The sequence below is a fragment of the Lapidilactobacillus gannanensis genome (genome assembly GCF_003946675.1).
Lineage (GTDB): Bacteria > Bacillota > Bacilli > Lactobacillales > Lactobacillaceae > Lapidilactobacillus > Lapidilactobacillus gannanensis.
Genome location: NZ_RHOT01000002.1, coordinates 48,718 through 73,801, shown reverse-complemented (window position 1 = coordinate 73,801; position 25,084 = coordinate 48,718). Strand labels below are relative to the sequence as shown.

General features: G+C 40.4%; 21 protein-coding genes. 10 read left to right on the top strand and 11 right to left on the bottom strand.

Going from position 1 to position 25,084, the window contains the following annotated elements:
- Window positions 1-33: 33 nt before the first annotated feature.
- From gyrA to yaaA, 4 genes are read right to left on the bottom strand one after another with little or no spacing between them, the layout of a single operon-like run.
- The gene (gyrA, locus tag EKM81_RS01105) at window positions 34-2,679 is read right to left on the bottom strand and encodes a DNA gyrase subunit A (protein WP_125647133.1); all 2,646 of its coding nucleotides are present in this window, start codon (window positions 2,677-2,679) and stop codon (window positions 34-36) included.
- Between the two features lie 20 nt (window positions 2,680-2,699).
- Window positions 2,700-4,799, bottom strand: a complete 2,100-nt coding sequence (gyrB, locus tag EKM81_RS01100; RefSeq protein ID WP_164509145.1) for a DNA topoisomerase (ATP-hydrolyzing) subunit B — start codon at window positions 4,797-4,799, stop codon at window positions 2,700-2,702.
- 17 nt (window positions 4,800-4,816) lie between these two features.
- Window positions 4,817-5,947, bottom strand: coding sequence for a DNA replication/repair protein RecF (gene recF / locus EKM81_RS01095; protein WP_125647130.1), 1,131 nt, complete (start codon window positions 5,945-5,947; stop codon window positions 4,817-4,819).
- Window position 5,948: 1 nt separating this feature from the next.
- Complete coding sequence (gene yaaA, locus EKM81_RS01090) at window positions 5,949-6,164, bottom strand: S4 domain-containing protein YaaA (RefSeq protein ID WP_125647293.1); 216 nt, start codon at window positions 6,162-6,164, stop codon at window positions 5,949-5,951.
- A gap of 377 nt (window positions 6,165-6,541) precedes the next feature.
- On the opposite strand from yaaA, the gene EKM81_RS01085 reads away from it, so the two are divergent.
- Window positions 6,542-6,622: a type I toxin-antitoxin system Fst family toxin gene (locus EKM81_RS01085; RefSeq protein WP_125647290.1), complete on the top strand. Its 81-nt coding sequence runs from the start codon at window positions 6,542-6,544 to the stop codon at window positions 6,620-6,622.
- Window positions 6,623-7,137: 515 nt separating this feature from the next.
- Here EKM81_RS01085 and EKM81_RS11060 read toward each other — a convergent pair.
- The 6 genes from EKM81_RS11060 to dnaA form a co-directional block, all read right to left on the bottom strand.
- The gene (locus tag EKM81_RS11060) at window positions 7,138-7,323 is read right to left on the bottom strand and encodes a hypothetical protein (RefSeq protein WP_164509144.1); all 186 of its coding nucleotides are present in this window, start codon (window positions 7,321-7,323) and stop codon (window positions 7,138-7,140) included.
- A gap of 402 nt (window positions 7,324-7,725) precedes the next feature.
- A complete protein-coding gene (locus tag EKM81_RS01080; RefSeq protein ID WP_225420139.1) occupies window positions 7,726-9,528 on the bottom strand; it encodes a Cna B-type domain-containing protein in 1,803 nt (600 codons plus the stop codon).
- A 15-nt stretch (window positions 9,529-9,543) separates the two neighbouring features.
- Window positions 9,544-11,025: a SpaA isopeptide-forming pilin-related protein gene (locus tag EKM81_RS01075; protein WP_125647124.1), complete on the bottom strand. Its 1,482-nt coding sequence runs from the start codon at window positions 11,023-11,025 to the stop codon at window positions 9,544-9,546.
- A 417-nt stretch (window positions 11,026-11,442) separates the two neighbouring features.
- Window positions 11,443-12,210 carry a hypothetical protein gene (locus EKM81_RS01070; protein WP_125647122.1) on the bottom strand — a complete coding sequence of 256 codons (768 nt, stop codon included), beginning with the start codon at window positions 12,208-12,210 and terminating at the stop codon, window positions 11,443-11,445.
- Window positions 12,211-12,528: 318 nt separating this feature from the next.
- Window positions 12,529-13,668, bottom strand: a complete 1,140-nt coding sequence (dnaN, locus tag EKM81_RS01065) for a DNA polymerase III subunit beta (protein WP_125647119.1) — start codon at window positions 13,666-13,668, stop codon at window positions 12,529-12,531.
- A 174-nt stretch (window positions 13,669-13,842) separates the two neighbouring features.
- Window positions 13,843-15,186 (bottom strand): chromosomal replication initiator protein DnaA, encoded by a 1,344-nt coding sequence (gene dnaA / locus EKM81_RS01060; RefSeq protein WP_125647116.1) that lies wholly within the window; start codon window positions 15,184-15,186, stop codon window positions 13,843-13,845.
- Window positions 15,187-15,705: 519 nt separating this feature from the next.
- On the opposite strand from dnaA, the gene rpmH reads away from it, so the two are divergent.
- The 8 genes from rpmH (at window position 15,706) to EKM81_RS11420 (ending at window position 24,268) form a co-directional block, all read left to right on the top strand.
- Window positions 15,706-15,846 (top strand): 50S ribosomal protein L34, encoded by a 141-nt coding sequence (gene rpmH / locus EKM81_RS01055; RefSeq protein ID WP_125647113.1) that lies wholly within the window; start codon window positions 15,706-15,708, stop codon window positions 15,844-15,846.
- Window positions 15,847-16,058: 212 nt separating this feature from the next.
- Window positions 16,059-16,424 carry a ribonuclease P protein component gene (gene rnpA, locus EKM81_RS01050; RefSeq protein WP_125647110.1) on the top strand — a complete coding sequence of 122 codons (366 nt, stop codon included), beginning with the start codon at window positions 16,059-16,061 and terminating at the stop codon, window positions 16,422-16,424.
- A 17-nt stretch (window positions 16,425-16,441) separates the two neighbouring features.
- A complete protein-coding gene (gene yidC / locus EKM81_RS01045; RefSeq protein ID WP_125647107.1) occupies window positions 16,442-17,284 on the top strand; it encodes a membrane protein insertase YidC in 843 nt (280 codons plus the stop codon).
- 32 nt (window positions 17,285-17,316) lie between these two features.
- The gene (gene jag / locus EKM81_RS01040; protein ID WP_125647104.1) at window positions 17,317-18,141 is read left to right on the top strand and encodes an RNA-binding cell elongation regulator Jag/EloR; all 825 of its coding nucleotides are present in this window, start codon (window positions 17,317-17,319) and stop codon (window positions 18,139-18,141) included.
- A 906-nt stretch (window positions 18,142-19,047) separates the two neighbouring features.
- Window positions 19,048-20,433, top strand: a complete 1,386-nt coding sequence (gene mnmE / locus EKM81_RS01035; RefSeq protein WP_125647101.1) for a tRNA uridine-5-carboxymethylaminomethyl(34) synthesis GTPase MnmE — start codon at window positions 19,048-19,050, stop codon at window positions 20,431-20,433.
- Window positions 20,434-20,441: 8 nt separating this feature from the next.
- The gene (mnmG, locus tag EKM81_RS01030) at window positions 20,442-22,346 is read left to right on the top strand and encodes a tRNA uridine-5-carboxymethylaminomethyl(34) synthesis enzyme MnmG (protein WP_125647098.1); all 1,905 of its coding nucleotides are present in this window, start codon (window positions 20,442-20,444) and stop codon (window positions 22,344-22,346) included.
- A gap of 106 nt (window positions 22,347-22,452) precedes the next feature.
- Entirely contained in the window at window positions 22,453-24,018 is a 1,566-nt protein-coding gene (locus tag EKM81_RS01025) for a ClC family H(+)/Cl(-) exchange transporter (RefSeq protein ID WP_379880214.1), read from the top strand.
- 118 nt (window positions 24,019-24,136) lie between these two features.
- Complete coding sequence (locus EKM81_RS11420) at window positions 24,137-24,268, top strand: hypothetical protein (protein ID WP_263853310.1); 132 nt, start codon at window positions 24,137-24,139, stop codon at window positions 24,266-24,268.
- Between the two features lie 52 nt (window positions 24,269-24,320).
- Here EKM81_RS11420 and EKM81_RS01020 read toward each other — a convergent pair whose 3' ends face one another.
- Complete coding sequence (locus EKM81_RS01020) at window positions 24,321-24,572, bottom strand: hypothetical protein (protein WP_125647093.1); 252 nt, start codon at window positions 24,570-24,572, stop codon at window positions 24,321-24,323.
- 181 nt (window positions 24,573-24,753) lie between these two features.
- Here EKM81_RS01020 and EKM81_RS01015 point away from each other — a divergent pair, with 181 nt between their 5' ends.
- Window positions 24,754-25,077, top strand: a complete 324-nt coding sequence (locus EKM81_RS01015; RefSeq protein WP_125647090.1) for a hypothetical protein — start codon at window positions 24,754-24,756, stop codon at window positions 25,075-25,077.
- Window positions 25,078-25,084: the final 7 nt, after the last annotated feature.

Below are 25,084 nucleotides of genomic sequence, written 5' to 3'. Positions count from 1 at the left end.
AAGTATTTATAAATTACTTTTTTAAATTAAAATTTATTTCTGATCATCAGTATTTTCATCGTCATGTGTAGCTGTATCATCAGGCTGTTCAGCGCGATCAACTAATTTCTGGACATCACTTGGTAATGCTTGCGGTGTCTCATCAGCAGGATTACTGACAGTTGCTGATTCCTCACTTGCTACCTCATTCGGATCATCAGCTGTAACTGCTGCAGAATCAGGATCTTCAGGATCTTCAGAATCTTCAGGCTCTTCGTGATCGACCTTAGCCATTGCTGCAACCTTGGCACCATTATCGACCTTGATCAAACGAACCCCTAAAGTAGCCCGGCCAGTTTGCGAAACGTTAGCTACTGCAAAACGAATCAACACGCCTTCGTTAGTGATTAGCATAATATCTTCGCTACCATCAACAACGGCCATACCAGCTAATGGCCCGTTCTTTTCGGTGATGTTGGCGGTCTTGATACCCTTACCACCACGGCCCTTAACTGGATACTCGCTAGCTGCAGTCCGCTTACCATAACCATTCTCGGAAATAACTAATACTTCATGATCAGGTTGTAAGACGGCTGAGCCCACAACATAATCATTCTCGCGAAGACGAATCCCCCGCACACCGGCGGCAGTTCGGCCCATTGAACGAACATCCTGCTCATTAAAAGTAACAGCATAGCCTAGATGTGTGCCAATGAAGATATTCTGAATACCATCAGTCAACAAAACATTGGTTAAAGAATCGCCATCACGTAATGTTAAAGCACGCAAACCATTGCGGCGAATATTAGTGAATTCAGCCACCGGTGTCCGCTTAACCGTCCCTAACTTAGTAATAAAGAATAAGGAATCATCGTCATGAACTTCATGAATCTTAACCACGGTTTCAATCTTCTCGCCATTTTCCACGCCGAGGAGATTAATAATTGGCAGGCCCTTAGCAGTACGACCATATTCAGGAATTTCATAACCCTTCGCCCGATAAACCTTACCAACGTCGGTGAAGAACAGCAAAGTATCATGCGTTGAAGTGTAAATCAAGTGTTCGATGAAATCATCATCGTGAACACCCATACCTTGAATACCACGACCACCGCGATTTTGAATTTTAAACTCAGTGGCTGGCAAACGTTTCACGTAGCCATTATGAGTCAAGACAATCATCACGTCTTCTTCTTCAATCAAGTCTTCATCTTCAAGGCTTAATTCCTCACCAACTAATAATTCGGTCCGCCGCGGATCGCCGAAGCGACGTTGAATTTCAAGCAATTCTTGATAAATAATCGTGTCAATTCGTTCTGGACGAGCCAAAATATCTTTCAAATCAGCAATCGTCTTCATCAGTTCGTTATATTCTGACTCAATTTTTTCTCGTTCCAAGCCAGTTAAACGAACTAAGCGCATGTCCAAAATAGCTTGAGATTGTTTGTCACTTAACCCAAAATTACTAATCAAAGTATTCTTAGCAATTTCACCTGTTTCTGAACCACGAATAATCCGAATGATTTCATCAATGTGATCCAGCGCAATCCGCAAGCCCTCCAAAATATGAGCCCGTGCTTGTGCTTTCTTTAAATCAAAAACAGTCCGCCGACGAATAACTTCTTCTTGGTGCTTCAAGTAATACTGTAAAATCTCTTTAAGGCTCAATTGCTTAGGTGCACCAGCAACAATCGCAACCATATTAAACCCGAATGTTGTTTGCATTGGTGTTAATTTGTAGAGATTATTTAAAACAACAGTGGCACTGGTATCGCGGCGAACGTCAATGACGATCCGCATCCCTTCACGATCGGATTCATCAGCTAAATCGATAATGCCATCAATTCGCTTATCACGTGCTAATTCAGCAATTCGCTCAACTAATTTGGCCTTGTTGACCATGTAAGGAATCTCGTGGACAATAATTCGCTCACGACCGCTCTTATTAGTCTCAACTTCAGTTTTAGCCCGAAGAATAATCGTCCCTTTGCCAGTTTCGTAAGCTCGGCGAATACCAGACTTACCCATAACGATTCCGCCAGTCGGGAAATCAGGCCCTGGTAAAACTTCCATCAAATCTGCAATCGTTGCATCAGGATTTTTCATTAACAAATGTAACGCACTAATAACTTCGCTTAAATTATGCGGTGGAATATTAGTGGTCATCCCGACGGCAATCCCAGTAGCCCCGTTAACTAGTAAGTTAGGGAAGCGTGCTGGTAAAACGACTGGTTCCCGTTCAGTGCCATCATAGTTGGGTTGGAAATCAATTGTATCTTTATTAATATCCCGCAACATTTCTACGGAAATTTTACTCATTTTAGCTTCGGTATAACGCATCGCTGCCGCGCCATCGCCATCGACTGAACCAAAGTTACCATGGCCGTCAACGAGCATGTAACGGTAACTAAAATCTTGGGCCATCCGCACCATTGACTCGTAAATTGCGGAGTCACCATGGGGATGGTACTTACCCATGACGTCACCGACAATTCGGGCCGACTTCTTATACGGTTTATCCGGCGTAACCCCTAACTCATTCATCCCATAAAGAATTCGCCGATGAACGGGCTTTAAACCATCGCGAACATCAGGCAAAGCCCGAGCCACAATTACACTCATCGCGTAGTCTAAGAACGAATCGCGCATCGTTCGCGATAAATTGATGGTTTCAATGCGATGATCTTCAATTTCTGCCATTTAATTCATCAACTCTCCCTTTAGACATCTAAGTTCTTGGTATACTTGGCGTTCTTCTCGATAAATTCGCGCCGTGGTGCTACATCGTCACCCATTAACATTTCAAAAACGCCATTGGCTTCTTCAGCATCAGTCACTTCAACCCGATCCAACCGTCGATTTTCCGGATTCATGGTTGTTTCCCATAACTGGGATGCATCCATTTCTCCTAAACCTTTGTAACGCTGAATCGCTGGTTTCGGTGAAGCTGGTAGTTGACCCAGCACTTCATCTAATTCTTCATCAGAATCAATGTAACGCATAAATTTACCTTGACGCACTTGATATAGTGGTGGCTTGGCAATATAAACATAGCCTGCTTCAACGATTGGTCGCATGTAACGATAAAATAACGTTAACAGTAAGGTTCGAATATGAGCACCATCGACATCGGCATCAGTCATAATGATCAATTTATGATAGCGCGCCTTGGTGACATCGAAATCACCACCAAAACCAGTCCCCATGGCCGTAAATAAAGTCCGAATTTCTTCATTAGCTAAAATCCGGTCCATGGAAGCTTTTTCGACGTTCAGAATTTTCCCACGAATTGGCAAAATTGCTTGTGTTAACCGCGAACGACCTTGCTTAGCAGATCCACCGGCAGAATCACCCTCGACGATAAATAATTCAGAAATATCTGGATTTTTACTAGAATTATCAGCTAACTTACCTGGTAAATTGCTAATTTCCAAACCAGACTTCTTCCGAGTAACCTCGCGCGCATGTTTCGCTGCTAACCGTGCTTTCGAGGCTAATTGACCCTTTTCCACGATTTGCTTAGCAACCGTCGGATTCTCCATTAAGAACTTCATGAAAGTTTCGGAGAACAGACGATCAGTGGCTGTCCGAGCATCGGAGTTACCTAACTTCGTCTTAGTCTGACCTTCAAATTGAGGGTCCGGATGTTTGATCGAAACAACGGCGGTCATCCCTTCACGCACATCATCCCCAGACAAGTTATCATCATTATCCTTAAGAATATTGGCTTTATGACCATAATCATTGATGATCCGCGTTAAGGCCGTCTTAAATCCGGCCTCATGAGTCCCACCTTCATAAGTGTGGATATTATTGGCAAAGGTTAACAAATTCGAGTGAAAGTCATCCGTATACTGAATTGCGACTTCCACAGTAATCCCATCCTGTTGACCTTCCACATAAATTGGCTCAGGGAAAATCACGGTTTTGTCTTCGTTTAAGAATTCAACATAGCTCTTGATCCCACCAACATAGTGATAAGTGATGCGCTCAGCTGTTGCGGCTCGCTTATCAGTAAAAGTTAGTTTCAAGCCCTTATTCAAGAAAGCCAGCTCGCGAATTCGGGTATTCAACACTTTGTCATCATAAACGGTGGTTTCAGTAAAGATGTCACTATCAGGAACAAAATGAACTTTAGTGCCGTGTTCATGCGGCGCTGCGGTGCCAATGACTTTCATTTCGGTATGCACTTTACCCCGAACGAAATCCATGTAGTAACGCTTACCATCACGGGTCACGGTAACATCCAAGCTGGTCGACAAAGCGTTGACAACTGAAGCACCAACACCGTGGAGACCACCAGAAACCTTGTAGCCGCCACCGCCGAATTTACCACCGGCATGTAAAATCGTGAAGACTGTTTCTAGCGCTGGTCGGCCCGTCTTGGTTTGGATACCCACAGGAATACCACGGCCATCATCAGTTACGGTAACACTATTATCTGGTTCAACTTCAATATCAATTCGCGTGGCAAAACCGGCTAAAGCCTCGTCGATCCCGTTATCAATAATTTCCCAAACTAAATGATGGAGACCTTGACTACTAGTTGAGCCGATATACATTCCGGGACGCTTACGAACCGCTTCAAGTCCCTCTAAAACTTGAATCTGACTAGCATCATATTCTTTAACTTTTTCGTCTTTAGCTTCTAAGGCTTCTTCTTTTTTAGCAGCTGCTTGTTCAGCCGTTAATTCTGGTTGAGCATTGGCTTGATCGACTGCCGTTTGATCAATATTAGCCTCAGTAGTGGGCTGTTCGTGATTTTGCGCATCATTTACTGGTTGATTAGTTGTTTGCTGCGAATCATTCTCGTTACTCATGCGAAAACCTCCTCTGGTTATTCTGATTCAGTGGTAGCGGACGTCACTTGCCCAGCGGCCACTTGGAAAATCGTAGGTTTACCAATAATTTCTTCGGCAACGCCATCAAGACTAGTGGTGGTTAAGAAGGTCTGCACCTGATTCTTAATGGTATGTAATAAATGGGTTTGCCGTAAATCGTCTAACTCTGACAGCACATCGTCTAACAGCAATACGGGCGCTTCGCCAGTCTGTTGCTTGACCATTTGAATTTCAGCCAGCTTTAAACTTAAAGCAACGGTGCGTTGTTGCCCTTGTGAACCGAAATCTTGCACATTACGGTCATTCACAATAAACGCCACATCATCACGATGTGGTCCCAAAACAGTCGTTCCTTGTTGCAATTCACGCTTACGATTCTTCTGATATTGATCTTGTAAGAAATGATAAATCTGATCTGAATCCGTTAATTCCTCATCGGGCAACACCGTCTGGTAAACAAACTGCAGTTGCTCACGTTGCTGGGTGATTTGCTGATGTTGCTCTTTGGCAAAAACCGCCATTTGCTGCAAAAATTGATGTCGCGCCCAAACAATTTCAGCGCCAAAACCAGCTAGTTGATCTGACAAAATATCCAAATAAACTAAATCCTTAGCTTCATGAAATTTCAATTGCCGCAAATAAAGATTACGCTGCTTCAGAATATTGCGATATTGGGTGATGTTATACAGATACTGGTGATTGATCTGACCAAATTCCATATCAATAAAACGGCGCCGTTTAGCTGGTGAACCCTTGACCAATTCCAAATCCTCTGGCGCAAACAAAATCACATTAAACTGACCCACATATTGGGACAGCCGATCTTGGTCCAAATGATTGATCCGCGCTTTCTTACCTTGATGACTTAGAATAATCTCCAAGGGCAAGGACCCTAACTTCCGTTCAATCACACCACTGACCTTGGCGAAATCAGCGCCCCATTTAATCAGCGCTTTGTCATCATTCATCCGATGTGATCGCGCCAAAGCCAACACATAGATGGCTTCCAGTAAATTGGTTTTACCTTGGGCATTTTCACCGATCAGTACATTAATCTGCGGCGAAAAAGTCAGATCCAAATCACTGTAATTGCGAAAATTCTTTAATTTTAATTCTTTCAGGTACATTTTAGGCCTGCACGATTTGGTAAACTTCGCCAGACGCTAATTCCACCACATCATTGGGATAAAGCTTCTTCCCACGACGATTCTCAGTAACCCCATTGAGTTTAACAGGGGTTTCTTGCAGGTACCATTTCACTTGGCCACCACTGCCAACGATTCCTGCTTCTTTCAATAACTGCGTTAAAGTCATGAAATTATCTGTTAATTTAACTTGTTCGATTATTTTCGCCCCCAGCACACCACGATGAGTTAGTTTCACTATTAAATTATACTCTTTTTTACCTAAAAAACAATTTAGACTGGAAATTTGGCGTTTATAGCAAATCTTAGTTTAAATAAACTAGGTAGACTATTTTTATTAAAATTGCTGAGAAGGGCCGTTTTTTTGATTTTAAGTAAAATGGCCAATTTTGAAAAACAGACTAAATTTAACCGACTATTTGTGACGATGACCTTAAAAACCGAGAAATTAAAAACACTAATGATGATTTTGCTCATTATTTTTCATAATTTAGCCAATTCCCAATGCTTTCATGATATATTGAGGATGTTGTCGGAAGAAACTTCCAATTTTACAACTAGTTGGAGGTGATACTGATGTTTAGTGACTTATTTGCGCCTCTAATCGTGGGCATTCTTCTATTGCTGCTTCAGCACTGGCTAGATCGGCACGATTAACCGATGACACACCCACTAGAAGATAACGAAATAGTGTAAAAAAAGCCCTCAACTACTGGAATAGTTGGGGGCTTTGGTGTACTAATGTTAGTAACCTATTTGCACTTTTAGTATAACAGGTCTAACACAAATATGCCATTAAATGGCCTATAGTACAGGCATTGAATTGACAACAATTACAATTCAAATTTTTAACATTAACTTTAGTAAAAATAACTTTCGAACTATTATCTGGAAAAATACCACTACTTCATGGTAAAAACCACTTTAGACACACGACAAATTTAAATATTGCTCGTGTAGCTAGATTGGCCTTTTTCGTTTTGGTAAATTTTCAAACTGGCGTAAGGAGTTTCCAGTGTTAGTTAAGGCGAAATAAAAACGTTGATCATGATATTACTCATTATTTTTCATTTTTCAATCAATCTTGAATGATTCCATGATATATTGGTTATGTTTCCGGAATAGACTTCCAGTCTAGCAGCAGAGTGGAGGTGATCTGATGTTCGGCGATATTATTGCGCCATTAATTGTGGGCCTTCTACTAATGCTGATTCAGCATTGACTTGATAAACACAATTAGCCGATGACACACCCGCTAAATTAAGATAATTAGTGTAAAAAAAGCCCTCAACTACCGACATAGTTGAGGGCTTTGGTGCATCTGATGTTGCAATATCATTGTGACTACAGTATAACATGTTTTAGTGCATTTAGACCACTGAACAAGAACACGTTTCGAATTCCACTGTTGTCTACGAAAACCCACGATATCAAAAAAGTGATTCTAGGGACACGACCTATTTGAAAATAGGTCGTGTATCGAAAATGACAGTTACGGAAAACTAATCTTAAAAAAGCGTATCCAAATTAATGCAGTTTATTTTAAACACTAAAAGACTCAAGATTTCTCTATCATAGGAACAACAGAGAATGATCTTGAGTTTTATTTAGGAAGAATCAAGGCCACTTGCTATAAACGAAGAATTTATGAGCATCGTTTCTTGTTCAACGTTCCTAAACCAAAGAGTGATAATAGTGAAGCGCCAATAAAAAAAGCAGCCTAATTCATTTGAATTAGGACTGCTTACTTAAATCAGAAATTAATTTTCTTTTTTAAAACCAATTTTTGCCAAGCTGAAGATTGTCGTTAGTAACAGAACGAACCCAGCAACGATTAATAAGTTGCTGCTATGTTGTTCCCCAGCTTGTGGTAATTTCTGTTTATTGCTGTCTTTTTGATTTTGTTGGTCTTCGTGGTGGTCAGTTTCATGGTTGTCTTCAGAACCGTGATTCTCATCCCCAGAGCCGTTATCTTCTTCACCAGAACCATTGTTATCTTCATCAGTGGTTTCTTTGTCTAAAGTATTGGTGAAATCATGGCCGTTTTGACTAGTGGTATAACCTGGCACCGCCACTTCTTTAAAGGTGTAGGTATATTCTTTGCCTAGTTTGTCGAGCTTGGCCAAACCAGTGAACTGATATCGCCAGTTGGTGGCAGCCGTCGCTGTGGCTGTTTGACCAGTCTTTTTACCGTTACGATAAAGTTCGAAAGTCACGCTGGCTGGCCGTTTATTAGCAGCGTTATTATCATCGACCCAAGTTTTCGTACCAGCAATGCTGGTTTTCTTTAAAGTATTAACAATGTCAAAGCCGCTATAAGTCACCTGATAATTATTAGGGACATCCGTTTCTTTAACAAGATAAACATATGGCTTGCCATTCTCATCGTACTTAGCAAGATCAGTAAAGTGGTATTGCCAGTTATTCGCTGCAGTCACGGTTTGAGTTTGCGTAGTTGCTTCACCGTTCCGATAAAGCATAACAGTCACGCTGTCAGGTCGTGAATTTGTCGCGTTGTTATTATCTTGCCAAATCTTCGTACCACTAATTTCAGTGGTTTCTTTGGCAATATACGTATTGACGAAATCAGTGCCGATTTGTTCACTGGTGTAATCATCAGGAACATCAGCTTCTTTGACGGAATAAACATATTCGTGACCATTGCCATCATCTTTATCTAAGTCAGTAAAACTGTATGCCCAGTTATCAGCAGCTGTGACTTGCTTACTGTCGATTTTTTGACCGTCGCGATATAGGTCAATCGTGATACTACTTGGTCGGTTATTTTCATCATCGCCGACCCAAGTCTTGGTCCCTTTAATCTCAGTCTTTTCTGGTTCAGTTGTTGTTTCTTCGAGGGTATTGGTTAAATTATCGCCCTCGCGATCACTGGTGTAGCCAGGCACGGCGTCTTCACCAATGGTGTACTCGTATTCGGCACCATTTTCATCATATTTCGGCAAATCAGTGAAGCTATATTGCCAGTTGTTGGCCGCCGTTACTGTTTGCGACTTAAATAACTCGCCATTCTGATACAAGTGGACATTAATACTATCAGGCCGGGTTTTACCAGCGTCGTCATTATCGATCCAAGTCTTCGTACCACTAACAGCTGTTGTTTCAGGTTCTGGCGTTACTTCTGGTTCAATCGTGTTGGTGATCTCCAAACCATTTTGCGTTTGAGTATAGCCAGGGACCGTCTCTTCTTTAACGGTATAAACATACTCTTTGCCATCAGCGTCATATTTAGGTAAATTGGCAAAATTATAAGGCCACTCATTACCTTCACCACTGACTTTCTTTGAATCTATTTGAACACCATTCTGATAGAGGTCCACTTTAATACTGCTTGGGCGTTTCCCCGCAGCGTTATCATTGTCGACCCAAATTTTGTTGCCACTAATGCTGGTGGCTAACGTGTTGGTGATATTATCATCACCATCAACGCCAGTAATATAACCTGGCACTTTCCATTCCTTCACGGTATAAAGATATTCGTCACCGTTTTCATCGTACTTCGGCAAGTTATCGAAACTATAATGCCAATTATCTTTGGCTGTGATTTCACGATAATCGATTTACTGGCCATTCTGATAAAGATCGACGATAACTTGTTTAGGTCGTTCAGGATTATTACCATCGATCCATTTCTTGTTACCAGCAACCTTAACTGTTTCGGCCGTTTCTTCTTTACTATTCGTGACAGTTAATTCAACGGGCACGCCATCCCCAGTTTGGAAAGCCGACTGGAAATCCCAGCGATGGGTCTCCCCGCCAACAACGTTGACATCATCAGCAATTAAACTACCATCAACGTTTTGATAAGCGACAATCTTAGCTTCCGGTGCCAACATCGTGCCACTAAATGGCTGATTAACATTAATCGTTGTGTCGTTAGAATTATAAAAATTGAAAAGGATCTTAGCATCAGCAAAATCTTCAGTTTCTTGATTATGACGATCATTTTCATCAATGACTGGGATGATTTTAGAATTAATATTAAGTTCACTACGACCCTTTAAATCAACGTTGACAATAATTGAGGGGCCATCAGAACTAATCCCTGAAATCTTTAATGGCCGATCTTTTTCTAATTCAGCAGCGTCGAGATTGTAATAAACATAGTCACTTTTACTAGTTTGACTAGCAATTGTCACTTTGAAGTAATGTTTAACACCATCAAGTTGATAACCTTCAGGTGCTTTGGTTTCGACAAAATAATAATCACCGATTGACGTTAAATTATCTAAAGTGATTTTGCCGTTTTTATCAGTTGTTAACCCTTCACGAATTGGTTGCTCATTACCCTCTTCATATAGGTCAAAAACAGCACCTGCCAAAGGGTTACCTTGTTCATCAACTTTAGTTAGTTCAACTGAATATTTAGCACTCTCTTCAGCGTCAGGCGAAATTGCAATTTCGCGATTATTTTCATCAGCAAATTTAGGCGTAACATTGGCTGAATCTTCCTTAGCAGCCCATTCCTCGCCTTGCGTTTTATCTTCGCCGAGTTCTTTCTTAATGTTGATATAAGTCTCGTCGTTAGAAGGATCTTGATAAATTTCGTCAGCAGCTAAATGGTCCATCTTACTATTTTCTAGATAAACGGTATTTTGATTTTCTAGACCAACATCAACGTTGTCACCGACAACAACCTTGTTGATCCGCGCATCACTACTACCAGAATCAACGAAGGAACTATTGGCGATGTTTTCAATGTTTTGGAAATAGTTAATGTCTTGATCAACTAACCCTTGAATAATATTAGTTCCGAAATTAACTTGCCCATCAAATTCGCCAGTGGAAATGTTGCCATTGACGTGAGCACTAATTTTCGTTTTATTTGAGAAAATATGGAAGTATTGCGCCGCGCCTAAGGGTGCATCCTCAGCTTCAGGCACATCATCATAGAAGTCGCCACCACTAGGAACACTCTCACTACTAGCTTTAGTTGCTGCCAGCACACTAACACTATTTGCCGAGAATAGTGGTGAAATTGCTAATACAAAAATTGTAAAAATCGTTCTAAATTTTGCTCCGATTCCTTTTGCCCTAAACATCGCTGATCGTTCCCTTAAAAAAACTAATCATTAGTCATACAGAAATAGTATAACGCTAATATATAGATAAATGAACCTTAAATCACAAAGATTTACACAAATTTCGGCCATTTTCTGAAAATACTTTCGATCTTGCCGATTAGTTCGTTATCATTGCTAATGACGACGTTCTTTGATGATTTATTTTTAAAATAATGAAAATTTTCATGACCATTAATTGCACTTTAGTATGCTAAATAAATTTATTTTTATCAAAATGATTAGTTGCTTTAAAAAACGGTTGTTGCTGCCAGCTCAATGGATTGCCGATTTAATTCATTAATTTACGCTTAAAAATTTTCAATAATTAAGTCAAAAAAACAACCAGTGAGCGTTGAACATAGCTCACTGATTGCTTTTTTAATGGCTTTCGTTTACTTAAAAAATTCTTTTAATGCCAGCGCGAATGGCTGGTATTGTTTGTTGCGCACCTTTGCCTTGGATTCCCGGATGAAATGGTAGCCGAAATACCCGAATTTGATCTGCTTGCACGGCTTGAGTCAATGCTGAAGTAGTCGTAATAGGACCAGCTTTTAACAATTCTAATTGTGCTAACAGTAAGGTCACGATTTTGTCAGAGCGGCGACTTTTGTGAATGCCCAGCACTAAATCAAGTTTTCGCAGTCGGCACTGATTATGAACTAATAAATCATTCGCAACACTTAATAATTGCTCAACAATCGCCGCATAGCTAACATTGGCCCAAACATTCTCAGCATCAGGGTTAGAATCCCACTTATTGGTGATCATGTCAGTCACGAAGGCTCCTGCTAAATTCAACTTAAACTGATTTGGCTGTAAATGCTTAGCTAAATAACGTAACCGCCGATCAGTTGTACTAGGATGGTGAAAAGCTTCAAAATCAGCATCACTGACTACAGTCTTTTGACTAGCAGGATTAGACAGAATCAGCATGGTCTGACCATTAAAGTTGGTTTCCTTTGCCTGCACAGCTGCCCGAAATGAAATGCGATCACCTTTCGTATTGCCAATGGTCGCAGGCGGATTCTGCGCTTCTTTCAACGAATCTTGATAAATCAGCCAAGAGGCAGTATCGCTGTAGTTACGATGAGTCGCAAACCAATTTAGGTCAGTCCCCGATAAATCACCATATTGCTGATTAGCTTTAAATTTTAATTTTGTCATCAACATACTCCACTAATAGTTAATTCGGATTATTTAAAATTACCTAAACCTATTTTTGTCTTTTACCAATTCATTTTCAACCGTCATTTTTAATTACCGCTACTGACGACTAGTCGTTACCTACTTGATTACCCTTTTTACGACGAAAGCAGATTCTGGCCGTGACTGTTATATAACAAAATATAATGTCGGCCTTTTCGCCATTTATGCTGCTTGCATAATCATACATTCTAATGCTGCTTTTTTGCTCATAAAAAAGCAGCGCCGGTTCTGACTAAAAGTCAAAATCAACGCTGCAGCGAAACATGTTTTTCTTTTTTAATTAAAAGTTCGGACTGGGGTAATCAATTGGATGTAATGTTCCTTATCCTCAGATGGGTATAACGTAAATGGTCGTAAGTTAGTGGTGAACGCCAAAATAATATCGGTGGCACCAAAGGCCCGTAAGGCATCTTTCATATAATCTGGGTTAAAGGAAATATCTAACTCCTCACCTGACAAAGTGGCAATTTGCAAGTTTTCCTCAGTGGTCCCTACATCTGGCGAAGTACTCGATAAAGTCGCCACATTATTAGCCGGGTTCAAAATTAAACGGACCACATTACTGCGACTAGCATGAGACAACAATGACGCTCGGTCGATTGCGGATAACAAATCGCCAGCAGCTAATTGCAAGGTTGTATTGGCATCAGTCGGAATTAATTTTGTTGTGTCTGGATAATTGCCTTCTAGTAAGCGCGAATAGAATTTCGTGTTACCAAAGGAGAATAAGACCTGATTTTCATTGATTTTTAAGCTGACATCTTCTTTAAGATCAGCTAACATTCGGCCTAATTCTAGCAGACTTTTACCAGGAATCACTAAGTTATAAGTTCCAGTAATATTTTCCAAGTCTAACCGGCGTTGGGCTAAACGATGACTGTCGGTTGCAACTGCTAACAAGCCATTGCCGTCGATCAGAAAATGAACCCCAGTTAAAATTGGGCGACTTTCTTGATTAGAAACGGCTAAAACAGTTTGGTTGATCAAATCGTGCAGAATGTCAGCGTTAATTTTCAGTTCGTTTTGTTCTTCAATTTCTGGTAAACGCGGATAGTTATTAGCATCAAAGCCATTGATCGTAAATTCTGATTGGCCAGAAGTCAGAACAGTTTGAAAATTGTCTTGAACGTCAAAAGTAAAAGTTTCGTCAGGTAGGCGTTTAACGACTTCCCCGAAGAAGCGCGCACTTAAAACAACTGCGCCGACTGATTCAACTTGTAAATCAAGTTCCTCATCACTAACTGGTAGAAATGACTCGATTGAAATATCAGCATTGCTCCCAGTAAGCTGTAAGCCATCATTAGTTAAATCTAATTTAAGGCCTGTCAAAATTGAGATGGCCGTTTTTGAAGGGATGGCACGTGAGACGTCGTTGAAATAACGTAAAAAAGCAGTTCTATTTATCGTGAATTTCATAAGAGGTTCCTCCTAGGTGTGCAGTTAATTATATAAAGAATTTAAAGTAATAATAGTAGGGCCTGTTGAAGCTGTGGAAAACTAGGCCGCATAAATGATTTTATTTGTTTTCCACTGTGGATAACTTGTGGACAGATTTGGGGATGTTTTTTTTAATTATCCACAGGGCCATATTTAGCCTTGCAATAATTTGCGGAGATCACTTAATTGTTTTTTCAGTTCAGCATCACTAAGTAAATTCTGGCTAATTTTATCGTAAGCGTGAATAACAGTCGTGTGATCCTTACCACCGAATTCTTTGCCAATTTTTGGTAAGGAGTTTTCAGTCAGTTCGCGCGACAAATACATCGCAATTTGTCGTGGTTCAACAATATTTTTAGTTCGTTTCTTCCCAGTCAAATCAGAAACTTGCAACCGATAATATTGGGCGACGATTTCTTGAATCTTACTAATTGATAAGCCGCGTTCTGCGGAGATTTCCTGCAATCCGCGCAGTGCCGCCATCGCATTTTCCAAATTGATGTCGATTTTATTGATGGTGCAATAGGCTTGGACGCGGACTAAGGCACCTTCAAGTTCACGAATATTGGTATCGATTTGGCTGGCAATATAACTTAAAGTTTGGTCATCAATTTCGAGACCTTCAGCTTGGGCCTTATTCCGCAAAATCGCAATTCGCGTTTCCAAGTCTGGTGGTGTGATATCAGTAGACAACCCCCACTTAAATCGGGAAACCAAACGATCTTCCAACTTAGGAATTTCGTTAGGAACGCGGTCGGAAGTGAGGACGATTTGTTTTTTATTTTCATATAATTTGTTGAAAGTATGGAAGAACTCTTCTTGAGTTGCTTCTTTTTCGGCGAAAAATTGAATATCATCGACTAATAGTAAATCTACCGAACGATATTCACGACGGAATTCTTCTTGACGCCGAGTTTGAATGGAGTTAATGAAGTCGTTGGCGAATTCTTCACTGGTCACATACTTGACTTTGGCCTTAGGATTGCGCCGTAAAACTTCATGGCCAATCGCCTGCATTAAATGGGTTTTGCCTAAACCCACGCCGCCGTAAATGTTTAGCGGATTATAAATTTGCCCTGGTTCTTCGGCAGCAGATAGTGCCGCTGCTTGGGCTAAGTAGTTCCCGCCACCAGTGACGAAATTTTCAAAGGTGTATTTATCATTTAAGTGGGTATCGTGGGAATAAACTTGCCCCGGTTCTCCTGGATCGATTACAGCTGGGTATTCCTTAGCTGCTGGATCCTCGTGTTCATTTTTGACGACGAGTTTAATATTTAAATTCTCACCACTAATTTTTTGCAATGAAACCGTTGCTTGATCAATCAACCGAATCCGCCAATAGTCAGCGTGGTACTGCGAAGGTACCTCCAATACCAACGTTTGGTTGCTCACTTGCAGCGGCACAACAGTTTTGATCCAAGTGTCATAGCTTAATGGTTCGAAAGTTTTCTTATACTCGGCGTCTAGTTGTTGCCATAGTAATTTTGCGTTATCCATGGTGACGCCCCTTTATTCGGAAATAAAAATGAAGATACTTGCTTTAGTATACAATAGATAAGCCGAAAATAAAAAAGTTTTCCACAGATTTGGCAATAAAAAATAAAAGTAATGCACAGGTGTGGCCAAAATTATCCACAGGCTGTTGATAAAGTGGATCATTTTCAGAAGTTTGCTGACTATTAACAACAACTTGTGGACAACTAACTGCTTGCGGTCAAGCTTACATTAAAGTTATCCACCATTCCCCAGGGTGTGCGTAAAGTTATCCCAAAAACGGTGAATTGTTAAATTTATCCCCAAAAGTAGTGGACAGGATCTTTAAAAAGAAACACTTTTCCACAGCTTATTGACAAGCAAATTTGGAAAAATATGTATATTTTATGAAAAAAATCGTAACTGCTAGTTTATTTTTAAGCGCGTATATGATAATATATTTAAAGTAATTGCGCTTGAAGAACTTTTCGATAAAAAACGATCTTCATGGTGTATCCACTTATATTAGGAGGTGCCACACACATGACAACAAAACGGACATATCAACCAAAGAAACGTCATCGTCAACGCGTTCACGGTTTCATGAAACGGATGAGCACTAAAAACGGCCGTAAAGTATTAGCAAGACGTCGTACTAAAGGTAGAAAAGTGTTATCTGCTTAAGGCCACTGAAGTTTCAGTGGTTTTTTTATTAGGTCGGTAAATGACTGATCTAATTTTGGTAGTATTTCGAAAAAGAGCTGCTCAATTGCTTGATCCGAAAACACCGCTATCCAATTTGCGGATATCGGTGTTTTTGACTTTAAAAGCAATTAAGTGCTTTTTAGCAAACTCGTTATTTTTTATTTTACTGAGTGAAAGTTTGGGTTCGTGTAATGCGTAAACGTTATCGAGTTAAAAAAGAGCGGGAGTTTCAACAAGTTTTTGAAGCTGGCCACTCGAAAGCAAATCGTAATTTTGTGATTTATCAGCTGACCAAGCCTGGGCAAGCTCATTTTCGTGTGGGTATTTCTGTGGGCAAAAAAGTTGGCCACACCGCCGTTTGTCGTAATCAAATTAAACGTTATATCCGTCAAAGTCTGCAGGAATTGGAACCGCAATTGCGGCAAGATGTGGACTTTTTAGTGATTGCGCGTAAGAATGCTAAAAATTTAGATATGAAAGAGACTAAAACAAATCTGATCCATGTGCTAAAATTGAGTCAGTTGTTGAATCCAAAACAAGGAAATCAAGTCGATTGATTCGTGAGGGAAAATTAGTGAAGAAACGACCACAGTTAAAGAAAATTATTTTGCTGGTCTCATTATTAAGTCTTGTTATTATTTTGGCCGGCTGTTCTAATTTAAATGCCCCAATTACTAGTAAAACACCTGGTTTTTGGGATCATTATATTTTGTATCCATTCTCTTGGTTCATTTTGAAAATTGCATCATTCTTGGGTAATAGTTATGGCTGGGCAATTGTGGTTTTCACCATTATTGTGCGGATTATTTTATTACCGCTGAACCATTTCAGCACTAAGAATATGCAGAAGCAAAGTGCGATTCAACCAGAATTGCAAGCTTTACAAAAGAAATACAGTGCTAAAGATGCTGAGACGCAACAAACATTACGGCAAGAGTCCCAGAAGTTAATGTCTGAAGCTGGCGTTAATCCATTAATGGGCTGTTTGCCAATGTTGATTCAGTTACCATTTATGTATGCCTTGTACCAAGCAATTTTTCGGACAACTGAATTGCGTCAAGGGACCTTCCTTTGGATGCAGTTAGGTCAAAAGGATCCTTATTACATTATGGCGATTTTGGCCGGGATCTTTACGTTCTTAGCAACTTATATCAGTAATATGTCGATGCCACAGTCCGGTGCTTCTGGCAAAGTGATGATGTATGTGATGCCTCTAATGATCATGATTCCAGCGTTGAATATTGCCTCAGCTATTTCCTTGTACTGGGTTGTTTCCAATGCTTTCCAAGTTGTCCAGACACTGATTCTACAAAACCCATTCAAGGCTCGGCGTGAGCGTGAAGCAAAAGAAGCGGAAAAACGCGAAAAAGAAAAGGCGTTACGACGGGCACGAAAACGTGCTTATCGCCGTCATTAATTTCAAGTTTAAGAAACTGGAGTGAGTGATCAATGGCACAATTCGAAGGCGTCACTGTCGACGCTGCAATTACAAAAGGTTTAAGTGAATTAAAGTTAACCAAAGCTGAGGCCACGATTCAAATCATTCGTCCAGCAAGTCGTGGTTTTCTTGGAATTGGTAAGAAAACAGCTTTAGTTGAGGTAGTCATTTCATCAGCGGCCAAAGCTAAGAAACAGCAAGTCAATGAACAAAAGATGCAGCAACATATGCGGGCTGATGCGGCTAATGATCCACAACGGTCAGTAGCTAAGTCTAAGGTGCAGTCAGCTCAATCAGCTGCGATCACGCCTAAAACTGCGGTGGCAACTAAGCCTAAAACCAAGTCAGCTACGGAAACACCGCGTAGTGATGAACAGGCAGTTAAAGATTTGGCAGTTTATTTAACTGACTTAACGAAACGGTTAGGTGCACCTTCATTGGTCCGCGTTGAACAGAAACCACAAGAAATTACATTTCATTTAGATACGGCTAAAGAAGGATTACTGATTGGCAAGCATGGTCGTTCAATTAATTCTTTACAGTATTTAAGTCAGACGTTCTTCAACCATCGCGGCCGGACTCATCAAATTATTGTCTTGAATGTTGGCGATTACCGCGAACGGCGGGAACGCGCATTAACGGCATTAGCCAAGCGGACTGCTCGCGATGTGATTGCTGATCATCAAGCGGTTTACTTGGACCCAATGCCCTCATTTGAGCGAAAGCTAATTCATACGTTATTAGCTGACAGTCCTTATGTTGAGACATTCTCTGAGGGAAATGATCCTGAACGTTATGTTGTGATTGCACCACGGAAAACAGTTAAATTACCTTAAAAAATTTAAAAAGTACAACCGTGACTGCTGAAGGGCAGTTGGGTTGTACTTTTTGTTTGGGCTCAGGATAAATGTTGGATTTACTTAATAGGCCCTGTCAATCTGTCGGCAAAAACTGCAACAGATTGGAGGTGACTAATCATGATTGAATCGCTTTTGGTTCAGTTACTTGTGGGTGTCTTACTGGCACTTTTTAATTATTGGTTGAGTAACCACAAGTAGTAATTCCAAGGCAATCATTCAACCCACCCGTTTATTAACTAAATAAATGTAAAAAAAGCCCACAACTACCAGCAATAGTTGTGGGCTTTGGTGACTAATCTATTGAATCACTTTTGTAAGTTCATTGTATCATTAAACTGTTCAAAAGCAAGTCTGTTATTCTAACAATCTTAAACACAAGTTTTAATTTAGGTGTAACATCGCTAATTTGAATTAGTTTAAGTCGTTCCCCATTTTCTAGTTAAGAGAGGCAGGTACCAGCAACATAGCGGGCGTTGTTGTCAACCTCAATCCGGCCGCGTTCCACAACCAGCAAGCCCAGAATCGAGTCAAAACCAGTTCTGTTTCAAAACTTCACCATGGTTTTATCTTTTGTGATGCTGAAACGTGTTCGGAGCGACAAATGGCTAGGCCTAATTTGATAATTTGCTCGGTCACTCGCAGTGCCCAATCAAATTATCGAAATTACGCTACGCCAAAAACCCGTCGCTCCTCACACTCTGATTTTTTGACAAATTGTTCTTTTTGGCTTATATTATGTCTACAAACTGAATTGATGAAGTAGTCAAAGTGCTTTATCTGCCATTCTCTTTTTAGTGGATCAATTTAATTGGTTAGCTGACGGGAATGGTGGATTTTAGGCACTTTTTTTATGTTTATAAATAGAAAGAGGTTTTTGCAAATATGGCAACTGTAACGGAGTATGATACCATCGCCGCCATTTCAACACCGCCTGGTGAAGGGGCAATCTCAATTGTGCGGCTATCTGGTGATCAGGCAGTGGCTTTGGCTAATCACGTTTTTAAGGGTGCTAATTTAACAAAAGTAGCTAGTCATACGATTCATTATGGGCATATTGTTGATCCGCGTGACCAGCAAGAAATGGATGAAGTAATGGTGTCAGTCATGTTGGCACCGAAGACTTTTACTCGTGAAGATGTTGTGGAAATTAATTGTCATGGTGGCATTGTAGCGACTAATCGGATTTTACAATTATTATTGGCTGTTGGCGCGCGGATGGCCGAACCTGGTGAATTTACCAAACGAGCTTTCTTAAACGGTCGAATTGATCTAACGCAAGCAGAATCAGTGATGGACTTGATCCGGGCTAAGACTGATCAGGCGATGAAAGTTGCTTTAAATCAATTAGATGGTAACCTGCAACATTTGATCAAAAATCTTCGTCAAGAAATTTTACAAGTTTTGGCACAAGTTGAAGTGAACATTGATTATCCTGAGTATGATGAGGAACAATTGACCGCGCAAATGTTGCGGGAAAAAGCAATTCAGGTCGAACACGAAATTGATCAATTATTAGCGACTGCCAATCAAGGCAAGATTTTACGCGAAGGTTTAGCGACTGCCATCATTGGCCGGCCGAATGTCGGTAAGTCTTCCCTGTTAAATTATTTATTGCATGAAGATAAGGCAATTGTCACTGATGTTGCTGGGACCACGCGGGATGTCTTGGAAGAATATGTTAATGTTCAAGGCGTGCCACTGAAATTGATCGATACTGCCGGGATTCATGACACGAATGATAAGGTTGAGAAAATTGGGGTTGCCCGAAGTAAAAAGGCTTTGTCGGAAGCTGATTTAGTGATCTTGGTACTGGACGCCAGTGAGGCGCTAACTAAAGAGGATCGGCAATTACTTGATTTGACGGCTCAACAAAAACGAATGATTGTATTAAACAAAGCCGATTTAACCTCACAAATTACGCCAGCAACTCTGGCAGCACTTGGTGTCACTGAAGATCCCATTGTGGCTTCAGTTAAAACTAAAGTTGGTTTGACTAAGATTGAAACCGAGATTAAAACTTTATTCTTCGGTGGGATTGAAAATCAACAAAAAGATATTTTAGTGTCGAATAATCGGCAAATTGGCTTGTTACAACAAGCACGGGCTTCGTTACAACAAGTGCTAGCTGGTCTGAATCAAGGCTTGCCAGTCGATTTAGTACAAATCGATATGACAACTTGTTGGGATAAACTAGGCGAAATTACCGGTGAAAGTGCCCCTGATGAATTAATTACCCAACTGTTTAGTCAGTTTTGTTTAGGAAAGTAGGTTAAAATTTGGAAGTAAAGCGGTATCCTTCAAAAGAATATGATGTTATTGTCGTTGGTGCAGGTCACGCTGGTTCAGAAGCAGCTTTGGCAGCAGCACGTATGGGACAAAAAACATTATTATTAACAATTAATTTGGATATGGTGGCCTTTATGCCATGTAATCCTTCTGTTGGTGGTCCGGCTAAAGGGACCGTCGTTCGCGAAATTGATGCTCTCGGTGGCCAAATGGGGCGCAATATTGATGCGACTTACATTCAGATGCGCATGTTGAATACTGGTAAGGGACCAGCAGTCCGCGCCTTACGCGCCCAAGCTGACAAGGCCGATTATCACGCCGTTATGAAAGACACGATTGAGAAAGAACCGAACCTAACTTTACGGCAAGGCGTCGTTGATGAAGTAATCGTTAAAGATGGTGTTTGTCAGGGGGTTGTAACTGCAACCGGCGCTGAATATTTTGCTAAAAGTGTGGTTTTAACGGCCGGTACTTCTTCACGGGGTAAAATTATTATTGGTGAATTAACTTATTCATCTGGTCCTAATAATTCATTACCTTCCATTAAGTTATCAGAAAACTTGGAAAAATTAGGCTTCAAGTTACGGCGCTTTAAGACAGGAACACCGCCACGTGTTGATGGTAATACGATTGATTACGATAAAACAATTGAACAACCTGGCGACAAAACGCCACATCATTTCTCATATTTAACGCCAGATTCAGCTTATGTTAAAGATCAATTATCCTGCTGGATGACTTATACGAATGGTACGACTCATCAAATTATTCGTGATAATTTAGATCGGGCGCCAATGTTCTCCGGGATTATTGAAGGGGTTGGGCCCCGTTATTGCCCATCAATCGAAGATAAAATTGTCCGCTTTGCTGACAAACCACGGCATCAATTATTTTTGGAGCCAGAGGGCCGTCACACTGAGGAATATTATGTCGGCGACTTCTCAACCTCAATGCCCGAAGAAATTCAGTTAAAGATGTTGCATTCAGTTGCTGGATTAGAGCATGCTGAATTAATGCGTCCTGGTTATGCGATTGAATATGATGTTGTGGAGCCTTGGCAATTAACGCATAGTTTAGAGACTAAAGTAGTTAAAAACTTATTTACTGCCGGACAGATGAATGGCACTTCTGGCTATGAAGAAGCCGGTGGCCAAGGAATTGTTGCTGGAATCAATGCTGCTTTACGGGCGGCAGGTAAACCAGCCTTTACTTTAGGTCGTGATGAGGCTTATATCGGCGTTATGATTGATGATTTAGTGACGAAGGGTACTAATGAGCCTTATCGTTTATTAACTAGTCGTGCTGAATATCGCTTGATTTTACGCCATGATAACGCTGATTTACGGTTAACTGAGAAAGGTTATCAGTTAGGCCTAATTTCTGAAGAACGTTATCAGCAGTTCTTAGCAAAAAAAGCTGCCATTACTGCGGAGTTAAAACGACTGGCGACTTATCGAATCAAGCCTAAACAACCTGGTGTAGCTGAATTGTTAGCTGCTAAAGAGATGGCGCCGTTACAAGATGGTATTTTGGCCAGTGAATTTCTCAAGCGGCCGCAAATTAGTTATGCTGATTTATTGACGATTATTCCGGCAGCGGAACCAGCATTGGACCGTTATAGCGCTGAACAAGTTGAGATTCAAACAAAGTATGCTGGCTATATTGATAAAGAACAGCAGAAAATCGCGCGCTTACGTCGCTTAGAAGCTAAGCAAATTCCAACTGGAATCGATTATGAGGCTATTAATGGTTTAGCAACTGAAGCTCGCCAGAAATTGACGAAAATTCAGCCAGAAACGATTGCCCAAGCATCAAGAATTAGTGGGGTCAATCCAGCTGACTTAGCTATTTTAAGTGTTTATATTGAACAGGGACGAATTGCCAAGGTGCAGTAATCAACTTTTTTCAAACAATAAAATGAGTTAATGATGCTAAAAATAAGCGTTGATTGCAATTTTAATCTAGCAATCAACGCTTTTTTGTCCTTTAATAGTAGTAGAGGTGTTGAATGTGGGAAGAATTAGGGCAAAATTGGACTTTAATCATGTAACCTTTATTGGCAAGGGCCTAGTCGTCGGTTTGATTTCTGGGCTGGTGGTGAGCTTATTTCGCTTGATCATTGAAAAATCGTTGTTGCTGTGGCAATTTTGGTACGGCAAAGCTCACCAACAGTGGCAATGGTTACTGTTAATTGCCGCAATTCTGATCGTAATTGCGATTATCAATGCTTATTTAATTAAGCGAGAACCTCATATTATGGGATCAGGGATTCCAGAAGTTGAGGCTCAACTGGCAACAACCCTGCATTTAAATTGGTGGTCGATTTTATGGCGTAAGTTTGTCGGTGGGGTCTTAGCGATTGGTTCTGGCCTGTTTCTAGGGCGTGAAGGACCGTCGATTCAGTTAGGTTCTTCAATTGGTCAAGGCTTTGCTCAGTTGACCCATGAACACGAAACCAATGAACGAGTGCTTTTAGCGGCCGGAGCGGCTAGCGGTTTGTCTGCAGCTTTTAATGCGCCGATGGCGGGGACGATGTTTGTTTTGGAGGAAGTCTATCATAACTTCTCACCATTAGTCTGGATGTCATCATTGGCTGGGGCATTAGGGGCTAATTTTATTTCTTTGAATTTCTTTGGGCTCACGCCAGTCTTGCAGATTCACTATGATACTAGTTTTCCCTTGCGGCTGTATTGGCATCTGTTATTATTAGGTATTTTTTTAGGCTTGTTAGGAATTTTGTATCAACGAATCTTACTATATATGCCACGACTCTACCAGAAAATACCGCGTTTGCCTCGACGTTGGAATGATATTGTGCCACTAATGTTAGTCATGGTAGTGGGATATTTTTGGCCACAAACACTTGGCGGTGGCAATGGCCTAATTTTGAGCTTGGCTAAGCAACAACCAGCAGCGATTATTGTATTAGGACTCTTTAGTCTCCGCTTTGTTTTCTCAATGGTTTCCTACGGTTCTGGTTTACCGGGAGGCATTTTCTTACCAATTTTAACGTTAGGTGCTTTAATCGGTGATTTATATGGTGTTTTAATGGTTCAGGCCAAGCTGTTGCCAGCATCACTAGTTATGAATTTAGTTATTTTTGCAATGGCGGGTTATTTTGCCGGGATTGGTAAAGCACCTTTTACGGCAATTCTATTAATTACGGAAATGGTCGGTAGTTTGAGTCATTTAATGCCACTAGCAGTTGTTTCTTTAACTGCTTATCTAGTCGTTGATGTGCTCGGTGGTGAGCCAATTTATGAATCTTTATCAGCACGGATGAACCTTAACCAAACGCTGGCTCAATTAACTGGGCGCAATGATCGGCTAGAGATTCCAGTTTTTGAAGGGACCCGCTTTGTTGGTACGGAAGTTCGTGATATTGCTTGGCCGAAGAATACTTTGTTAATGTCGATTCGCCGCGGTTCAAAAGATTTGATTCCTAAAGGCGATACTGAGATTCGCGCTGGAGATACGTTGATTGTCCTGACTGATCATCAACAACGCGCCCAAGTAAAACGAGCACTATTAGATTTCAGTCGCGAATCAGAACAATTACGACCGTAATTTGGGTCAATTTATTTCCCGGGCAATAATTTGCTGATGAAATGATGAGATTTGAATTGATAGTTGAAATATTTGTTCAAATGCAATAGAATTAATTGAATAAGTTAGGAGGATCATCATGTCACAAAACACTCATACTGGTATGAACGGCGATCGTCGTCCCATTAATCATGCTAACGTTAAAAAGAATGCTAAGGCTCAAGACAAAGTATTAGCTACTTTGAAGAAATTAGCTGACGCTGATAAATAATTTTAGTATAAAAAAAGAGCTGGGAATTTTCCAGCTCTTTTTGCTTACTTTTTTAAATAGTCGCACTATCAGTTAACCAGTCAAAGCTCAATAGGGTTTGGGTATTTTTCATGATTGGAATCCATAATTGGGCGGTGTAAATTTTGACTAGGCTCCACCAGAACAAGGAATCACTTTTTTGGCTTTTTGTTAGATGGAGCTTAACTAATTCACCGTCTTCAGATTTACATTCAATATTTTTAGCATTAATAATTTTTTTAATTTGAATTGTTGTAATTTCTTGGTTGTTATCGTTAATCAACATGACTATCATCCTTTCGTTGACGATGAATAAATCATAACCAATAAAAATGATAGTTCTGAGTTTAAAAGTGGCGATAAATCATGATTAATTTTTGAAGAATTGATTTTTTTTATTAACGAATGCTAAAGGTCTTAGGTTTGTGCTAAGATAAGAGTAAATTGGTTTAAATGGGGTAAATGCCATGAATGTCTTTCAAGTATTGAAATTTATCACAGTTAATCATCAAAGCGTTTCGCCAGATCAGGTAACATTAACTGACTTAAATGGTAAACCTAATGGCGTGATGACTGATTTGGTTCATGATTTGTTGACTAAGATTTATCTGTTTGTGGATTTAAATGCGGTCAATGATCCTCATGAAGTGATTACAAAGTTAGCCACAGTCACGCCATTACCAGAAGATGTTCTGGATGAATATCAGAAGGCGTTAGAGCAAATGGTTTATCAAGTCAACTTTGCGACTAAGAAACAATTGGTTGAAATTGTGTATGATGATTTTGTATAAAAAGCCG

Excerpts from the sequence above, each read along its gene's own strand:
- EKM81_RS01015 (WP_125647090.1), top strand. The coding sequence starts at position 24,754 with ATGAATGTCTTTCAAGTATTGAAATTTATCACAGTTAATCATCAAAGC.
- EKM81_RS01075 (WP_125647124.1), bottom strand. The coding sequence starts at position 11,025 with ATGTTTAGGGCAAAAGGAATCGGAGCAAAATTTAGAACGATTTTTACA.
- jag (WP_125647104.1), top strand. The coding sequence starts at position 17,317 with ATGGCACAATTCGAAGGCGTCACTGTCGACGCTGCAATTACAAAAGGT.
- gyrA (WP_125647133.1), bottom strand. The coding sequence starts at position 2,679 with ATGGCAGAAATTGAAGATCATCGCATTGAAACCATCAATTTATCGCGA.
- gyrB (WP_164509145.1), bottom strand. The coding sequence starts at position 4,799 with ATGAGTAACGAGAATGATTCGCAGCAAACAACTAATCAACCAGTAAAT.
- EKM81_RS11060 (WP_164509144.1), bottom strand. The coding sequence starts at position 7,323 with ATGTTATACTGTAGTCACAATGATATTGCAACATCAGATGCACCAAAG.
- EKM81_RS01085 (WP_125647290.1), top strand. The coding sequence starts at position 6,542 with ATGTTTAGTGACTTATTTGCGCCTCTAATCGTGGGCATTCTTCTATTG.
- rnpA (WP_125647110.1), top strand. The coding sequence starts at position 16,059 with ATGCGTAAACGTTATCGAGTTAAAAAAGAGCGGGAGTTTCAACAAGTT.
- EKM81_RS01020 (WP_125647093.1), bottom strand. The coding sequence starts at position 24,572 with ATGTTGATTAACGATAACAACCAAGAAATTACAACAATTCAAATTAAA.
- EKM81_RS01070 (WP_125647122.1), bottom strand. The coding sequence starts at position 12,210 with ATGACAAAATTAAAATTTAAAGCTAATCAGCAATATGGTGATTTATCG.
- EKM81_RS11420 (WP_263853310.1), top strand. The coding sequence starts at position 24,137 with ATGTCACAAAACACTCATACTGGTATGAACGGCGATCGTCGTCCCATT.
- recF (WP_125647130.1), bottom strand. The coding sequence starts at position 5,947 with ATGTACCTGAAAGAATTAAAATTAAAGAATTTTCGCAATTACAGTGAT.
- dnaN (WP_125647119.1), bottom strand. The coding sequence starts at position 13,668 with ATGAAATTCACGATAAATAGAACTGCTTTTTTACGTTATTTCAACGAC.
- mnmE (WP_125647101.1), top strand. The coding sequence starts at position 19,048 with ATGGCAACTGTAACGGAGTATGATACCATCGCCGCCATTTCAACACCG.
- rpmH (WP_125647113.1), top strand. The coding sequence starts at position 15,706 with ATGACAACAAAACGGACATATCAACCAAAGAAACGTCATCGTCAACGC.
- dnaA (WP_125647116.1), bottom strand. The coding sequence starts at position 15,186 with ATGGATAACGCAAAATTACTATGGCAACAACTAGACGCCGAGTATAAG.